The organism is Variovorax rhizosphaerae, from assembly GCF_037889975.1.
Taxonomy (GTDB): Bacteria; Pseudomonadota; Gammaproteobacteria; order Burkholderiales; family Burkholderiaceae_C; genus Variovorax; species Variovorax rhizosphaerae.
This window is the reverse complement of sequence record NZ_JBBKZT010000005.1, coordinates 438267-452882: the sequence shown is the minus strand read 5'-3', so window position 1 is coordinate 452882 and position 14616 is coordinate 438267. Positions and strand designations below refer to the sequence as shown.

The following is a 14616-nucleotide window of genomic DNA, read 5'->3' as shown; positions in this document are numbered from 1 at the left end:
CTGGAGACCGCAATGGCTCGTCGATCCGTCCTGGCCGGCGTGGTGCATCTCTCGCCGCCCCGCCGCAGAGCCCGCGCTTGGCAACGGGCCATCGGGCCGAGCCAGCGCCTGAAGCCATGGCAACACCTCCCAAGCTGACGCCGGGCACCATCACGGCGCTGGCGCTGGACTTCCGTGCGGCCAGCGAACTGGCTGAGCAAGCGCGGCTCGATACCGCGCGGGCGAGCGCAGGCCGGCGCGCCGCGCGCCAGGACCGCCGGTACGCAAGGCGCGAGCTGGCGCTCGTCTGCGATGCGCTGCGCGCCGGCCAGCGGCTCTTCGCTGCGCTCGCCGCCGGGAGGCGCCGCCGTGCATGAGGCGCTCGACCTGCGGGCGCTGCCGCTCGGCGAGCATCGCCTGCGTTGCCCCGAGTGCGGCAGGGAGCAGCGCGGCGACAAGACGTACAGCCTGCGCGTCATGGCCGATGGCCGCGTGGTGGGGCAGTGCTTCCGCTGCGGCCTCAGGCCCGAGAACCTCAGGGAACGCGAGCCCGCATCGCTGGCCGCGAAGGCGCAGGCCGCCGCCCTGCGCGCGCAGGAAAGGGCGCGGCAGGCGCAGCGATGGCGCGACGCCGCGCTGGCCGCCGTGCAGCGCTGGGACCGCGCGCTGCCGGCCATCCGCCACGAGTACCTCGCGGCCAAGCAGGTCCGCTCGCATGGCCTGCGCATGGAGGGCCGCGCGCTGCTCGTGCCGGTGCGCGATATGGCCGGGCGCCTGCATAGCCTCCAGGTCATCTCGCCGGGCGGGGAGAAGCGGTATCTGCGCGGCGGGCGCATCGCAGGCGGCTTTCACCTGCTCGGGCACATCGTGACTCGGCTCGTCATCGCCGAGGGCTACGCGACCGCAGCGAGTTACTTCGAGGACACCGGCGTTGCAACCGTGATCGGCTTCGACGCCGGAAATTTGCTGGCCGTAGCGCGCGCCTTTCGCGAGAGGCTGCCGGGCGCCCACATCCTGATGTTGGCCGATGACGACCGGCTGACGCCGGGAAACCCGGGCCGCACCAAGGCCGAGGCGGCGGCGCGCGCCATCGGCGCGGACGTGCTCCTGCCCGACTTCACCGGGCTGCCGCGCGAGCCGCATCACACCGACTACAACGATGCGCGTTGCCTGCGAAACCAGAGGGCCTCCTCATGAGCCATACCGAAACGCCGCCGGGCTCCATCGAGCGCTTCGAGCCCGTGCCGGGCGCTGCCCTCGACCCCATCGAGGCGCACCGGGTGGGCCTGCTGCCCAACGGCCGCGATGCAAGCGCCGAGCGCGCGGTGGTCTACCCGCAGCAGGCGCCGAAGCGGGCGCCGCCGCCTGCCGAGTGGCGCTTCCCTGAGCCCGTCACGATGGACGAGTTGCTCGCCGCGAGGCTCACGCCCGACGAGATCATCGAGGGCTTCTTGTGGGCAGACCTCGCGCTGCTCATCGGCTCTGGCGGCACAGGCAAGACGGTATGGCTGCTCTGGATGGCCGTATGCATCGCGCTGGGGCGCCCGTTCTTCGGGCATGCGGTCGCGAAGCCGGGGCGCGTCGTGTTCCTGACCGGCGAGGATCCCCGGCATGTCGTAGTCGCGACCATGCGCCAGATATGCCGCGCGATGGCCCTCGGCGACGACGCGATTGCGCTGGTACTCGACCGCCTGCGCATCAGCGATGTCACCGGCGGCAGGGCCAAGCTCTCCGCCGTGCATGAGAACCTGGTGGTGCCCTCGACGCTGCCGAGCATCATCGGAAACGCGGCGCGCGAGCGGGATGTCGTGGCGGTCATGTTCGATCCCACGATCAGCTTCGCGGCCGGAGAGAGCCGCGTTAACGACAGCGAGCAGGGCATCGTCGAGGCCGGGCGCATCGTGCGCGACCTCTTGGGCTGCGCGGTGATCTTCTCCCACCACACGGGGCAAGGGCCGGCCAAGAGCCGCGACTTCGGCATGTACGCAAGCCGCAACGGCTCCGCGCTGCCCGATGGCTGCCGCATGGAGTGGGTGATGCATCGGCCCGAGTCTGCGAGGCAGTGGGTGCAGTTGACGGGCCGCTGCATCGAGCCGCCGCGCTACGGCTTCGAGATGGCCGTCGCGCGCTGCCAGTACGCGCCGCCGCCCTCGGAGCACTACTACTTCGAGCGTGAGGGCCATGCCATCGAGCGGGTCAAGGCGCGCATCCAGGTCATCGATCAGGATGCCGCTCCCGTCGATGCCGTGGTGGCGCTCAAGGCCCGCAACGAGCAGGGGCTCAACCTGCTGCTGAGCGAGTTTGAGCAGGGCACGCGGCACTCGCGGGAGACGGCGGCGCAGGTCCTGCAGGCTCAAATGGGCGGGTCGCGGGCCGATGCACGGAAGGTCACGAACGCGTTGATCGACATGGGACTGTTCGTTGAGTGCCTGCTACCGAACCCGCCCTCCCATGGCTCTCGGTCCTATTTGCACCCTTTGCGGCGCGGCGCCAGCCTGCCCGCCGACGCGAAGGTCGCACCGCCGCCCAAGGCCAAGAGCAGCGTGGCCGGCGAGGCGACGGCGAACCGAGGCTGAACGATGTTGTCGCTTCGCCAAAACCCGCCGCTTTCCCGCCTCGCCAAAGTCGCCTCGCCGCCCTATAGACAAAAGAGAGCCGGCGAGGCGGCCTCTCTCTTGTGTCTCTATGGCGCGGCCCTCGCCTCGCCACATCGAGCGGCGAGGCCACGGCGAGGCGGCGAGGCGACGAGAGCCGTCTGCTTGAGGACGAGCGTGCGGCCATGAGCCAGTTCGTCGCGCTCATCGTGGGCCGGCTCGCGGCGGACCCCGAGCGCAAGGTCGGCCAGAGCGGGCGCCCATACACGCGCGCCCGGGTTGCTCTCTCCGGTGGCGAGGGCACTGGCGTGCAGCACGTCCTTGTGACCGCCTTCTCGACCTCGGTGCAGGCCACGTTGCTGGCGCTGCGCGCGGGCATGACCGTCGCGGTCTCCGGCCCGATGAAGGCCGGCGTCTGGGTTCCGCCCGATGGCGGCGCGCCGCGTGTGAACTTGTCGATCGTGGCGGACAACATCATGACTCTGGCCGAGCACGAGCGCGCCGGGCAGGCCGTGCGCGCCGCTCGCGCTGCGCCAGCCGCCACGCCTGCATCGACCGCCCCAAATTTGCGTCGATCTAACGCTGGGCCGCCGTGCAGCGATGCAGTCCGCAGCCGGGAGCAGGCCCGCGCACTGTGGCAGCCGGGCGCAGGCGTGGACAGCGACGGGCAAGCGTGAGTCACCGATATGTTCCACGGAACGTCGCGCGGGCTTCGGCATCGGGCCGGGCTCCTTGCCCTCCAAGGGGGGCGGGTCGCCAGCGATTCGGGCCGACAAGTTAACCGATGCCTGCCCGTCAATGCAGATTTTGTTTTCCCCGGAAAACGGTTCGGCAAAAGGGCGGAAATCCACCCTTTTAATCCGCCGGTTCCAAGCCCTACACGGCTCAAAATTCAGCCGTGCATGCTCGGCGACGGTTGGGGCCCATCGCGAAGCGCGGCGAGCGGTCGCCCCCCTCGGCGAGCACAATTAAACGCCTGTCCGGCGGCGAACTCGCCGGGTATCGAAAAGCGGCCACCGCCGGCCCTCGCAACGGAGCACACGTCATGCCCAAAACAGCCGCCTTGCCACAGACACCCAAGCGGGGGCGCGGGCGCCCGCGCATCGAGCGCGACGAGCAGGTCGCCCGGCGCATCAAGGCAATGGTCGGAATGGGCGCTTCCCTGATGATGATTGCCGACCTTGAGGACCGCGACCGCCATGTCTTGGCGAGGCTCTACGAGCGGGAGATTGCGACCGGCGCGACCGAGGCGAATCTGGCGATAGCGCAGGCCCTGTTCGCGGCGGCCAAGCGCGGGGACGTGAAGGCCATGCAGTTCTGGTTGCGATGCCGCGCCGGCTGGTGCGAGTCGCAGCCCACGCGGGTGGTCGAGTACCACGGGCAGTCGGCCCGCAGCGCAGCGCTCGGCCTGACCGCCGAAAAGGACACCGGTTGGGATGCGCTGTTGAATCCGCCGGGCTCGGGCGCCGTGCAATGACCTGTGCCCTCGCTCCCTTCCGCACGGTCTACGTGCAGCGCTGCGCGCCATGGACCTCGATGACCGCGCAGCAGATCGGCGCCGCCGCGACGGCCGCCGCAGCGGCTGCGCTGCCCGATGGCGACGACTGCGAGGACGTAGCGCTCGGGCGGCTCGCGGGCCGCAACGTCGCCGTGGTGGGTTCCTGCGTCGCGTACACCGGCACCGTGCTGGTCGCCAAGTCCATCGATGCGCGCGGCCTCTATGAATGGTGCCTGCCCGCTGAGCACGAGAGCGCAATCCTTCAGGCCGCCGGCCTCGCCGAGTTGAGCGAGGGGCTCGCCGAATGATGGCCGGCCATCAAATACCGGGCGGCCGGGGATTGGATCAAGGCGCCGCCTCGGGCCGCTAGGGGCCGCACGAAGGCCTCGCCGCTACCTGCACCCCTGCGCGGCGCAATCGCGCGCCGTAGGGCCGCCTCGGGCCTCCCACGGGCACAAATGCAGGATGGCGCTGCATTTGCTCGCGCCCACCAAGCCAATACGGGCGAATAATGATGGCTCCGATTATTCGCGGAGCAGCAGCAATGCAAACAGTGTCCTTCGGCGGCTTCCTCGGCCCGCACGCCGATGCGGTCATCCGCGCCGAGCTTGCAGCGGACGCGCGCCGCCGGTTCCATGAGCACCGCGCCCGAGAGCGCGCCGAGGCCCTCGCTGCGCGCGTTCGTGATGGCCTCATTGCGGGCACGCTGCCGCCCGCCGCCGTCCTGGCATTGCTTGACGGCCCGCCGCCGCCCGCGCCCGCCGGCCTGCTGCGCCGGCTGCTCGCGGCCCTGCGCCGGATCGCGCGCGCCTGCATCGCCACGTCCACCACCAAGGAGGCAGTCCATGCCTGACACCGATCTCATTCGCGGCACCTACGTTCAGTGGGGCGGCATCAGCGACGACCCGGATGGCGCCGCCGCCCACGCGCTGGCGCGCTCGATGCATCACGACACGATGGCACAGCTTGAGCAGTCGCGGCTTGAGCAGTGCGCCGCGCATGCAGCCGCCGCCGCCCGCTCCGCCATTCTGGGCGGCGCCTCCGCGCAGGAGGCCGGCGCGGCGGTCACTGCTGCCCTCGGCGGCGGCGCGCCGCCCCTCTGCGATCCCGCCGCGCCAGCGCATGCGCTGCATCCTGGCAGCGGCTTCTATGCCCCACGAAAGGAGGCCTGACCATGAGCTACTACACCGGCGATATCGGCGCGCTTGCGCATCGCCTGCCGCGCGATAGCGGGGGCGCGTATGCCATCACCACCGGATCGCGCGTCGAGCGCACCAGCAGACTCGATATCGCCCTGTTGCTACAGCAGCGCAGCGCGCCGAAGGCCCGGCCCGCATCGCCGCGCCAAACAGCACAGCGGCGCCGTGCTCAGCAGGCGTTGGCCCGTGCCGACGCAGCCATTGCGCGCACGGTCCCGCCGGTAGCGCAACCGGCTCTGAGCCCGCAGCAGCGCGCGGTGGTCAACGGCGCGAGCAACGCCAGCATGCTCGACGTGGTGGGCAGTCTGATCGGGCGCGAATTCGCAGCGCGCGACCGGCGCCTACAGCGGCTCGAAAGCAGGATCGCAGCCCGCAGCCCGCAAGCCTTGCGAGAGCGCGCGCGGCAGGCTATCCAAGCGGCCGAGTGCGCCCTCGCGTATTGAGGGGCCACGATGCTGCGAAGCCACCTCGACGCGAGCGAGAAGCTGCTCTTGAAGCACGGCCGGCACCTCGGCATGACCGAAGCTGTCGCCCTCCTGCGCGACGCTGCCGAGCAGGCGCGGCACCAGGCGCGCGAGGGCGGCCGCGATGACGACCCCGAAGCGCCGGGGCGCCATCACAGGCGCGACCTGCTGCCCGAGCCCGAGCGCGCGGGCTACATCACCAAGGGCTGACCGGAGGCGCCCATGCGAAAGCAGGCCGCCGCCGCTGCCGCGCCCGCCGCTGCCATGCCCGAGAGGCCGGCCATCGCGGACACGCTCGCATGGGTCGTGCGCCGGGGCGTCGCGCTGGCCGGCGGCGTGCAGGGCTGGGTACTCGTGCCCGCCAGCGCCCTCGCGAGCATGGTCGCAGCCGGCGATGCGGCGGACCCGCGCGAACATGACGGCCTGTCGCTGCCGTACCTCGAAGGCAACGAGTTCTATCGTCCGCTGCCGCGCAGGCTCTCGGGCTGAGCATGGGCTTACGCAAGGACCGGGCGCCGCCCTCCGAGGTCTTGCATCCGACCGAGGCGCTCTCGCTGGGGCAGGTCGCCGCCGCGCTCGGCGTCAGCAAACAGCGGGTCCAGCAAATCGAGAGCCGGGCGCTGCGAAAGCTGACCACGGAGTTGGCGCGCCGGGGGCTCTCGCTCGAAGACCTTCTCGCCGAGCGCGGCGACATGCCCGGGATCACCGGCCGGCGCTTTCATCGGAGCGATTGACCTCGACCCGAGTCTCCAGCAGCACGATCGATCCGTCCGTGTGCAGCCCCCACGTAATCATCCTCAAGTCGGGGGAGCGGAAATCGTCCAATGTGCGGCCCTTGAAAAACTTCGTCTCGTTGTAGCGAGTCTCGGGGATCGGGACGAGGGCGACGTCGGAACAGACCGCGACGACGGCCCCGCCGTTTGAAAGCGGGACCTGCCCCACGAATCGCGTTCCCATGCTGTCGCGCCCCGCCCAATCGCCCGGCGGCGGCGCTTGGTCGTACAGGAAGATGACGACCTCTGCGGCCTGGTTCTCCGGGGCCGGCGGTATCCAGACCGTGCCCGGCTCTTCGGACTCGACCAGAGGGACCGTGTGCGCCGACCACGGCGTCTGTATGCGGCAGGCCAAGGTAAGGCCCGGCATCAGCGGGGGCGGGCTCTCGTACACGCTGATGAATCTCGATGCCGGCACGGCGTCTTCGTCGAAGAGGTCCCGGCTACCGAACGCGAAGTGCCATCGCCCCGTCTCGTGAAGGCTCAGCTTGAAGGCGCTTCCGATGCGCCGGCAGACCAAGTAGACATCCGGGGAGTTCTGGGTGGCCCAGACCTTCCACGTCGCGGCCCGGCGCCCTGCTACTGGATCTCCAACGCCAAAGCGCAACGCGTTCTCGGTCATCGTCCGAAGTGTGTCACAGCGGGACGATCCGATAACATCCTTTCTCCGTCCAAAGGATCGCAACGATGACAGAGACGACTCAGCCGGCGCAGTTCTTCACCAAGCTCGGCGCCGCTATCTGGCAGCTTGATCGTGCCATCGCGCTCTTTCTCGACGAGGCCGACTACGCGTGCGCGATCACGCTCGCGGGGGCCGCCGACGAGATTCTCGGCAAGCTGCTCGACGAGGCGGGGAAGACGCACGCGCTCGGCCAATTCCTCGACCTGTGCTCGTACCTCGATCCGACGACGAAGCGCAAGGCCTTCGTCTCGCTCGCCAACGCGAGGCGAGACGATCTCAAGCACATCACGCACGGCGGCGGCATGGCGGTAACGAGAGATGACGCCGTCGAGATGCTCGACCGCGCGGTGAGCAATCACCAGTCGCTCACCGGGGGCGAGTCGCCGTCGATCCTGCGCTACATGGCGAGGCCGCTGAGCTGAGAAATCAGCCGGGCGTCTTCGGCCTCAGTGCCTCGGCGCCGAGCGCGCGGCCTCGGCCGAGGCGACCACCGCCCGCGTCATCGCGTGGCTCGCGTTTTCGAACGCGCGGACCACGCCGGCAACTACCTCCCGAGCGATCCCCTCGGCCTCCAGGTCGTCGCAGCCAGCGTCCGCGAGCGCATCGGCGAGGCGCCCATAGAAGCCCGCGAATGCCTGCGAGGCATCGATGGCGATGGTGTCCGCATTCGCCGCGCGGGCCAGCTTTCGTGCCAGTGATAAGGGGAGCATGGGCATCCTCCGATGGTGTCTTCTGTACCCTCGCGATTTTGCCCCCCGCGCAGCGCCCCAACCCTGCCTGGATAAATGGGCCGCGCGGCGCGAGGCGCCCACAGTGGTTGGGGGCGTAGTTGGGGGCGTAAATCGCCGACCGAATCTGCATGCGTAGCACTGGTGCGGCTCAATCGTCGGCATTCGATTCCCTTCACCCGCTCCAGTCTGACCGCCAGGCCCCCACGGGCTTGCGCCGGCACTCTCGGCCCATCCCCTGCCCCACCCTGCTTGCGCGTTGACCTTGCCTCGCCCGGCATCGGGTTCCAGTACCGTCCCTCCCCGGCAGCCATGGGGCAAGCCCGTTTTCCATCGCGAGACGGCCAAAAGCTCGCTCGGCCATTCGGCCACTTGACCCGTCAACATCATCGTGACAGATTGTGACTTATAGGTATGGATTGCTGCCCGGCGCGGTGGTTGCAGGGCGCATGATGGCCTGCACAAGGAGTCGAACATGCTGGGTGAATTCGTTCCGAGGGATGTTGCAGCGACGCTGGCCGAGCGAGGACGGGGCCTTTCGCAGCGCTTGGTCGATTTCTCGCCCGATACGGTCAAGGCTTCCTACAACCGGCGGCCCTTCCTGGTCAGTCATCACCTCGACCAGCACCCTGCCTTCAGGCTGTCGTCGCTTTTCTCGCTGTGCCGACGACTACCGCCCAGCGAAGTGAAGTACCGCGTCGGAGTGATTCCGGATACTGCAGATTTCGACTCCTCCTACGCGCGCTTCAGCAAGGGCCTTTCGCTCGATGACGTGCTCGACCGCTTCGAGCAATCCAAGGCCTACATCTGCATCTACAACCCGGAACGCGACCCGGCGTATCGGCCGATCCTCGAAGGCATCCTGTCCGAAGTTGCTGCGGCCATCAACGAATGCGACCCGGTCATCACCTGGTACTCGACCTACGTGTTCATCTCGACGCAGGATTCGGTCACGCCCTACCACATGGACCGGGAGATGAACTTCCTGCTGCAGGTGCGCGGCACCAAGCGGGTGGCGCTGTGGGACCCGGCCGACGACGAGGTCATGAGTCCGGCGGACAAGGACCGGCTGTTGTCGATGTTCGGCAGCAAGCGGGCCACCTATTCGCCCGCGTTCGAATCGAAGGCCATGACCTATGAGTTGCGGCCCGGGATCGGCGTGCACCATCCCTTCATCGCGCCACATCGCGTGACCACGGGTCCGGAACTCTCGGTGTCGCTGGCCTTCACGTTCCGCACCCAGAAATCCGACAAGCTCACCAGCGCGCATGCCTTCAACCATTTGCTTCGCCGTTGCGGCTGGCTGCCCGCGGAGGTGGGACACAGCCCCCTCGCCGACGGGATCAAGGTGGTCGCATCCAAAGCCGCGCAGATGCCAATCAGCCTGCTGCAAAAGGCGTGGCGCGCACGGCGCATGGCCACCTGAGCGCACGCGCTACCTGTCGCGCCAGGGTGCCTCGGGCCCGGCCGACGGATCGGGTCGCGCAAACATCGACAGCATGGCCCGCTCCTGCCATTCAAGCATGCGCCTGCGGGCCTGCGCGAGTTCGTCTTCCTGCACGTTCTTCACCGGGTTCGCCTCGACCGGATCCTTGTCGAGATCGAAGACCTCCATCGGCGATCCATCCATGGGATAGAGGTACTTGCGCGTGCCGCGGCGCGTCGCCAGCATGGATCCATCGATGCTGCTGGTGAAATACAGGTCGCGATTCACATCCGCCGGCGCCAGCAGCGACTGGCCCGGCAGTCGCGCCCCTTCAACCTGGTACTCCAGCAGTTGCGCAATCGTCGGAGCGATGTCGATCTGCTGGCGCGCGCCCTTCACTCTCGCGCCCTTGATTGCGGGAATGCCCGGCGCGTAGATGACGGTGGGTATGCGCAGGCCTTCCTCGTAGAGGCTGTTGAATGATTGCCTGGTGTCGTGCTCCCCGAGCATCACGCCGTGGTCGCCGAGGAACACGAACACGGTGTCGTCGAGGATGCCGAGCTTGCCGTAGCCGTCCATCAGTTGCTTCAGCACGCTGTCGATGTACGCCAGGCAGTTGTAGTAGTCCTGCAGGGAGGGGTTGTCCACACCTTTGAAGTCGATCTTCTTCCACGTCGATGGCGTCCTGAAATCATGGTGGCCGACGTTCGTCATGATCGCCGTCATGAAGGGGCGCTTTGCTTGAACCTGCGTCGCCGTCCAGGCCAGGATGGGATCGACCATCTTCTCGTCGGCGATCCCGAAATAGGTTGGGCGTTCGTCCCCTGGCCTGGCGAGCTCGGCCTCCGCTTGCACTTGCTCGAAGCCAAGGGACTGGATGACTTGCGGGTCGCTCAGGAAGCTCAGGTCCGTGGACGTGACGAAACTCGTGGCATACCCTGCCTCACGCAATGCCGACGGCAGCGACCGCACGTGAGGGTGCTTCTCGTTGATGGCCGCCCATCGCGCCGTGGCCTGGTTGGCCAGCGGATACTGCCCGTCGAGCACCGCCATCCATGCAGCCGAAGTGCGCGGGATCACGACGCTCATGTCCTCGACCATCAAGCCTTCGTCGGCCAGTTGCTTGAGGAACGGCATCGTAGGAAGCCGCGGCGCATTCACGGTGCTCGACTGTGCGCGGATCGACTCCAGCATGACGATGACCACGTTCCTTCGATGGGTGGTGTCGGTGGCCTTGAAGGTCATCCCCGCGCTGTGCCAGGGCGGTCGGCCGGTGCGCCGGAATTCCTTGTTCACGGTGACCTCCGCCTCCGACACCACCGATGGCATCGCCGTCCTGGCCAGGTTGACCAGTGTCCCCTCGGCATAGCGTTGCACCTGCGGCACGGCGGGAGAAGGCGCTGGAAACAGGAGCGCCAGCGTTCCGACCAGTGCAACGGCGACGCCAACGAGCGCCTGCGGGCCGGTGGACACGGGCTGGCGCAGCAGCGCACGCCTGCGCCAGGCCAAGGCCAGCGCGAGGACGACACCTCCCATCAGGCCCAGCACGCGAAACAAGGTCACTTCCGACTTGACCAGGGGCATCATGTCCTGCGCGTTCCGCAACGCAAACTGCAACACCATCGTGTTTGCCGGCTGACCCGTGGCGAACTGGTAGGCCAGGTCCACACCCACCAACGCGCACAGCACGATGACGACGAACTGCAGCAGGATGATCGTCGTTGCCTCCACCTTGCGCGGTGCGAGGCGGATCACGATGCCGAACACCATCACAGTCGCGGCAATCGACAAGGCATCGCGCCACAGACAGACCACCAGGGCCCATGTCTGGGCCGCTGCGATGCCGGCCCACCTTGCAAACACGGGCAGCACGCCCGTGCCAGGTTGACGCAGGGTATAGACAAACGCGAACCCGAGCATCAGCACCAAGGCAACCGGAAGCATGACCCACCGCTGACGCTTGAAGAACCAGCGCTGGATGCACCAGCCCACGAACAAGGCGGCAAGGAAGCGCAACGGCTGGAACCAGGCCAGCCAACTCGCGATTCCCAGCAGGCTGACGTCTCCCTTGGGCGCCCAGTTGAGCCCGTTCATGACCAGGATGGTCTTGGCAAACGCCAGCCACGCAGCCAAGGGCATGACCAGTAGCCATGCGAGCGTCCACGGCCCCAAGCCTTGCGCCGCGGTGTTCGACGGCCCCCCGCGCGTCGATGCCGGGCGAACGTGTGCGCCCGAGTGACCAATACTCATCTTTCTTCTGCTCCCTGGACACCGCGCCGAACGCAGACAGGAGCGTTGACGAGATGAGCCGGAAATCTTACGTCAGGAGTGTCAAAAGAAAGTTCATACGTGTGAACGCGCCGGTGGCGATCGCGCAATTTCCCCCAACCCGTCCCGGAACGTTGCATCGCGCTTGCACATGGTTCCATGGCCTGCAAACGCAGCACTTGTCGTGATTTTGACCACAGACTGGGCCGCGTTTTCACCTAACTGTCACCCCCGTTCGCATCAAGTGCTTGCGCAATGCATAGAGTGATTGCCTACGCGTGCGATCAGACACGCTGACAGGGGGAACCAATGTATTCAATCGACACCGCCTCGGCAGAGGCACGAGCCCATGTATCCGATGGAATCGAGTTGGCGTATCAGGAGTTCGGCAGGCGTTCCGCCGTGCCCTTGCTGTTGGTCATGGGCCTCGGCGGGCCGATGGTCGCTTGGGAAGACGAATTCTGCTCGGCATTGGCGCAGCGAGGGTTCCGTGTGATCCGCTTCGACAACCGGGATTGCGGGCGCTCCACTCGGCTCGATGCCTGCGGCGTTCCCGACATCGCCAGCATGTTCGGCCAACTGGCCGCAGGCCGGCCCGTGCAATCGCCCTACCTTCTCTCGCACATGGCCGATGACGCGGTCGGCCTGCTCGATGCCTTGATGATCGACAGCGCGCAGGTGGTGGGCGTCTCGATGGGCGGGATGATCGCGCAGGAGATGGCCATCCGGCACCCGCGGCGAGTCAGCACGCTGACTTCGATCATGTCGTCGACAGGCAGGCCCGGCCTGCCCTCGGCGAGCCCGGCGGCAATGGCGGCACTGATGACGCCCACGCCCATCGACTGGCCGGGCTACCTCGCGCGGCATCGGCAGGTCTGGTCGGTCCTGTGCGGCTACAAGTACCCGCTCGATCCCGCGCGCAGCGAGGCCATGGCGCAGCGGCTCTTCGCACGCGACCCCTACCCCGCGGGCACTGCGCGCCAGTTGGCCGCCGTGCTCGCGTCGGGCAACCGCAAGCCGGCGCTGGCCGACGTGCGCATTTCAACGCTGGTCATCCACGGCAGCGACGACGCACTGGTGCCGATGGCCTGCGGCATCGACACCGCGGAAGCAATCCCCGATGCGCGGCTGCACATCCTCGAAGGCATGGGACACAACCTGCCCTTCGAACTGTGGCCGGACATCGTCGACGCCATTGCGGAACAGGCGGGCCAGTCCGTCACGCAGGCCCCGCGCACCATGAATCAACAGGCACTCCAGGACTGAAACGAAAATGATCCCGATGATCGGACAACCCAGGTTCCAGCAACTGAACGGAGAGGATGCGCGGCTGCTTGCATCCGAAGCGCCACATGCGCGTGCCCATGCCACGCTGGTCCATATCTACGACCCATCGACCGCGCCGGGCGGCATGGTCCGCTTCAAGGCCATCCTGGCGCAGATCGAGAGTCGCCTGCACCTGGCCCCGGTGTTCCGGCAGAAGCTGCTGCACATGCCGATGGAGCTCGACCGGCCGTACTGGGTGGACGACGAGAGCTTCGACATCGAATCGCACGTCAGCCACTCGGCGCTGCCCAAGCCGGGCGACTGGCGACAGTTCTGCATCATGGCCTCGCGCATTCACGCACGCGTGCTCGACATGGACCGCTCGCCCTGGGAGATCCATGTCATCGAAGGGCTCGACACACTGCCCGGATTGCGGCCCGGCTGCTTTGCGCTGCTCACCAAGGTGCACCACACGCTTATCGGCATGGACGGCACCGACGGCATCACCGCGCTGATCCACGACCACACAGCCCAGGTCGAGCCCGCCACGCCACCCGTGCCCTGGTTCCCCCGGCCGGCGCCGCGCAGCGAGACGCTGTACCTTCGCCCCCGACTTGGCACGCTCAAGGACCCGGCCACCTTCGCCTGGCCGATGCTGCGTGCCGTCGAAGGCCTGGCGTCGATGTCGCGCGTCCTGGCGCACGGCTTGCTCGAACCGCCGGCCGAGGCTGCGGTGACACGTTTCAACGCTGTCGTCTCCGCGCGCCGCATCTTCGAAACCCGGCTGTTCGCGCTCGAAACGTTCCGCCAGATGCGCGGCCTGGCGCGCGACGCAGCCATCAACGATTGCCTGCTCGCGGTATGCGGCGGCGCATTGCGACGCTATCTGGACCAGTACGGCGAACTGCCAGAGCTGAACCTGTCGGCAGTCGTCCCCTACCTCAACATGAACGCGACCTACGCCCAGTCGCGGCGCTACAAGATCGGCCGGCTGCGGGTCGACCTGGGCACCACCATCGACGACCCGGCCGAGCGCCTGGCGCACATCTGCGCGCAGACCGCCGGCCTGCGTGCGCGTGCGGTGGGTGCGCTCGATCTCATCGACGGCGACAAGCATTCGTCCTCGGCAACGCTGGCCCTGTCGGGCAAGGTGCTGAGCATGGCGCAGTCGGACCAGCGCCAGTTGGCGCCGCTGGCCAACTGCTCGATCATCAACGTGCCGGGGCCTTCCACGCCGCTGTACCTGGTCGGCGCGCGCCTCGCCCGCTTCACCGGCCTGATGCCGATCTGCGACGGCATGGGCCTGGTGCTGGCGGCCACGAGCTACGACGGCGGGATGAACATCTCGGTGACCTCATGCCGCGAGCAGTTGACCGATCCAGCGGCCTTCACGCAATGCCTGCAGGAGAGCTTCGACGAGTACGCGGCAGCGGTCGAGGCCAAGCGCGCGCAAGCCGGGAAGAAGCGCGCGGCCCGTGCCCTCGTCAAGCGCGCCGAAACCGATGCGCCGGCGTGATGAGGATGGCGGCGCACACTGCAGGATGTTGTTCGGGCAGGCCCGCTTGAGAAACCCTGATTCCTGCGCGATCGGCCGACCTGCTCGGCAGCCGCCCGCAGCCCCAACGTCAATGAACCAACACGCCAACTGCTTGCAAAGCGCAGGAATACAGTCGATGCATCACCGTTTGAACGGAGCGACTCGCACATGCGATGGCGGCGCCTCCATCATCCATTCGATC

General features: G+C 67.7%; 19 protein-coding genes. 16 read left to right on the top strand and 3 right to left on the bottom strand.

Annotation, left to right across the window (positions count from 1 at the left end; genetic code table 11):
- The first annotated feature begins 116 nt into the window (after nt 1-116).
- The 12 genes from WKW82_RS13595 (at nt 117) to WKW82_RS13540 (ending at nt 6468) form a co-directional block, all read left to right on the top strand.
- Nucleotides 117-356 (top strand): hypothetical protein, encoded by a 240-nt coding sequence (locus tag WKW82_RS13595; protein WP_340342812.1) that lies wholly within the window; start codon nt 117-119, stop codon nt 354-356.
- A complete protein-coding gene (locus WKW82_RS13590; protein ID WP_340342811.1) occupies nt 349-1176 on the top strand; it encodes a toprim domain-containing protein in 828 nt (275 codons plus the stop codon). The genes WKW82_RS13595 and WKW82_RS13590 overlap by 8 nt, the downstream gene beginning before the upstream one ends.
- Nucleotides 1173-2555, top strand: a complete 1383-nt coding sequence (locus WKW82_RS13585) for an AAA family ATPase (protein ID WP_340342810.1) — start codon at nt 1173-1175, stop codon at nt 2553-2555. Before WKW82_RS13590 ends, WKW82_RS13585 begins: the two co-directional genes overlap by 4 nt.
- A 203-nt stretch (nt 2556-2758) precedes the next feature.
- Nucleotides 2759-3250 (top strand): single-stranded DNA-binding protein, encoded by a 492-nt coding sequence (locus tag WKW82_RS13580; RefSeq protein WP_340342809.1) that lies wholly within the window; start codon nt 2759-2761, stop codon nt 3248-3250.
- 368 nt (nt 3251-3618) lie between these two features.
- Entirely contained in the window at nt 3619-4050 is a 432-nt protein-coding gene (locus WKW82_RS13575) for a hypothetical protein (RefSeq protein ID WP_340342808.1), read from the top strand.
- Entirely contained in the window at nt 4047-4379 is a 333-nt protein-coding gene (locus WKW82_RS13570) for a hypothetical protein (protein WP_340342807.1), read from the top strand. The genes WKW82_RS13575 and WKW82_RS13570 overlap by 4 nt, the downstream gene beginning before the upstream one ends.
- Before the next feature lie 236 nt (nt 4380-4615).
- On the top strand, nt 4616-4924 hold the full coding sequence (locus WKW82_RS13565; protein ID WP_340342806.1) for a hypothetical protein: 309 nt from the start codon (nt 4616-4618) through the stop codon (nt 4922-4924).
- Nucleotides 4917-5243, top strand: a complete 327-nt coding sequence (locus tag WKW82_RS13560) for a hypothetical protein (protein WP_340342805.1) — start codon at nt 4917-4919, stop codon at nt 5241-5243. Before WKW82_RS13565 ends, WKW82_RS13560 begins: the two co-directional genes overlap by 8 nt.
- Nucleotides 5244-5245: 2 nt before the next feature.
- Nucleotides 5246-5713, top strand: coding sequence for a hypothetical protein (locus WKW82_RS13555; RefSeq protein ID WP_340342804.1), 468 nt, complete (start codon nt 5246-5248; stop codon nt 5711-5713).
- Nucleotides 5714-5722: 9 nt separating this feature from the next.
- Nucleotides 5723-5944 carry a hypothetical protein gene (locus tag WKW82_RS13550; RefSeq protein ID WP_340342803.1) on the top strand — a complete coding sequence of 74 codons (222 nt, stop codon included), beginning with the start codon at nt 5723-5725 and terminating at the stop codon, nt 5942-5944.
- A gap of 12 nt (nt 5945-5956) precedes the next feature.
- A complete protein-coding gene (locus WKW82_RS13545) occupies nt 5957-6223 on the top strand; it encodes a hypothetical protein (RefSeq protein ID WP_340342802.1) in 267 nt (88 codons plus the stop codon).
- A gap of 2 nt (nt 6224-6225) precedes the next feature.
- Nucleotides 6226-6468 carry a sigma factor-like helix-turn-helix DNA-binding protein gene (locus WKW82_RS13540; RefSeq protein ID WP_340342801.1) on the top strand — a complete coding sequence of 81 codons (243 nt, stop codon included), beginning with the start codon at nt 6226-6228 and terminating at the stop codon, nt 6466-6468.
- On the opposite strand, the gene WKW82_RS13535 is transcribed toward WKW82_RS13540, so the two are convergent.
- A complete protein-coding gene (locus WKW82_RS13535) occupies nt 6437-7129 on the bottom strand; it encodes a hypothetical protein (protein WP_340342800.1) in 693 nt (230 codons plus the stop codon). The genes WKW82_RS13540 and WKW82_RS13535 overlap by 32 nt on opposite strands.
- Nucleotides 7130-7194: 65 nt before the next feature.
- Here WKW82_RS13535 and WKW82_RS13530 point away from each other — a divergent pair, with 65 nt between their 5' ends.
- The gene (locus WKW82_RS13530) at nt 7195-7611 is read left to right on the top strand and encodes a hypothetical protein (protein WP_340342799.1); all 417 of its coding nucleotides are present in this window, start codon (nt 7195-7197) and stop codon (nt 7609-7611) included.
- Between the two features lie 24 nt (nt 7612-7635).
- On the opposite strand, the gene WKW82_RS13525 is transcribed toward WKW82_RS13530, so the two are convergent.
- A complete protein-coding gene (locus WKW82_RS13525) occupies nt 7636-7899 on the bottom strand; it encodes a hypothetical protein (RefSeq protein WP_340342798.1) in 264 nt (87 codons plus the stop codon).
- Between the two features lie 493 nt (nt 7900-8392).
- Between WKW82_RS13525 and WKW82_RS13520 the strand changes: the two genes are divergently transcribed.
- Nucleotides 8393-9343: a cupin-like domain-containing protein gene (locus tag WKW82_RS13520; RefSeq protein WP_340342797.1), complete on the top strand. Its 951-nt coding sequence runs from the start codon at nt 8393-8395 to the stop codon at nt 9341-9343.
- 9 nt (nt 9344-9352) lie between these two features.
- On the opposite strand, the gene WKW82_RS13515 is transcribed toward WKW82_RS13520, so the two are convergent.
- Nucleotides 9353-11593, bottom strand: coding sequence for an LTA synthase family protein (locus WKW82_RS13515; protein WP_340342796.1), 2241 nt, complete (start codon nt 11591-11593; stop codon nt 9353-9355).
- A gap of 420 nt (nt 11594-12013) precedes the next feature.
- Between WKW82_RS13515 and WKW82_RS13510 the strand changes: the two genes are divergently transcribed.
- Both WKW82_RS13510 and WKW82_RS13505 read left to right on the top strand, forming a co-directional pair.
- Nucleotides 12014-12877 (top strand): alpha/beta fold hydrolase, encoded by an 864-nt coding sequence (locus WKW82_RS13510; protein ID WP_340342795.1) that lies wholly within the window; start codon nt 12014-12016, stop codon nt 12875-12877.
- Nucleotides 12878-12893: 16 nt separating this feature from the next.
- Nucleotides 12894-14393, top strand: coding sequence for a wax ester/triacylglycerol synthase family O-acyltransferase (locus WKW82_RS13505; RefSeq protein WP_340342794.1), 1500 nt, complete (start codon nt 12894-12896; stop codon nt 14391-14393).
- Nucleotides 14394-14616 lie beyond the last annotated feature (223 nt).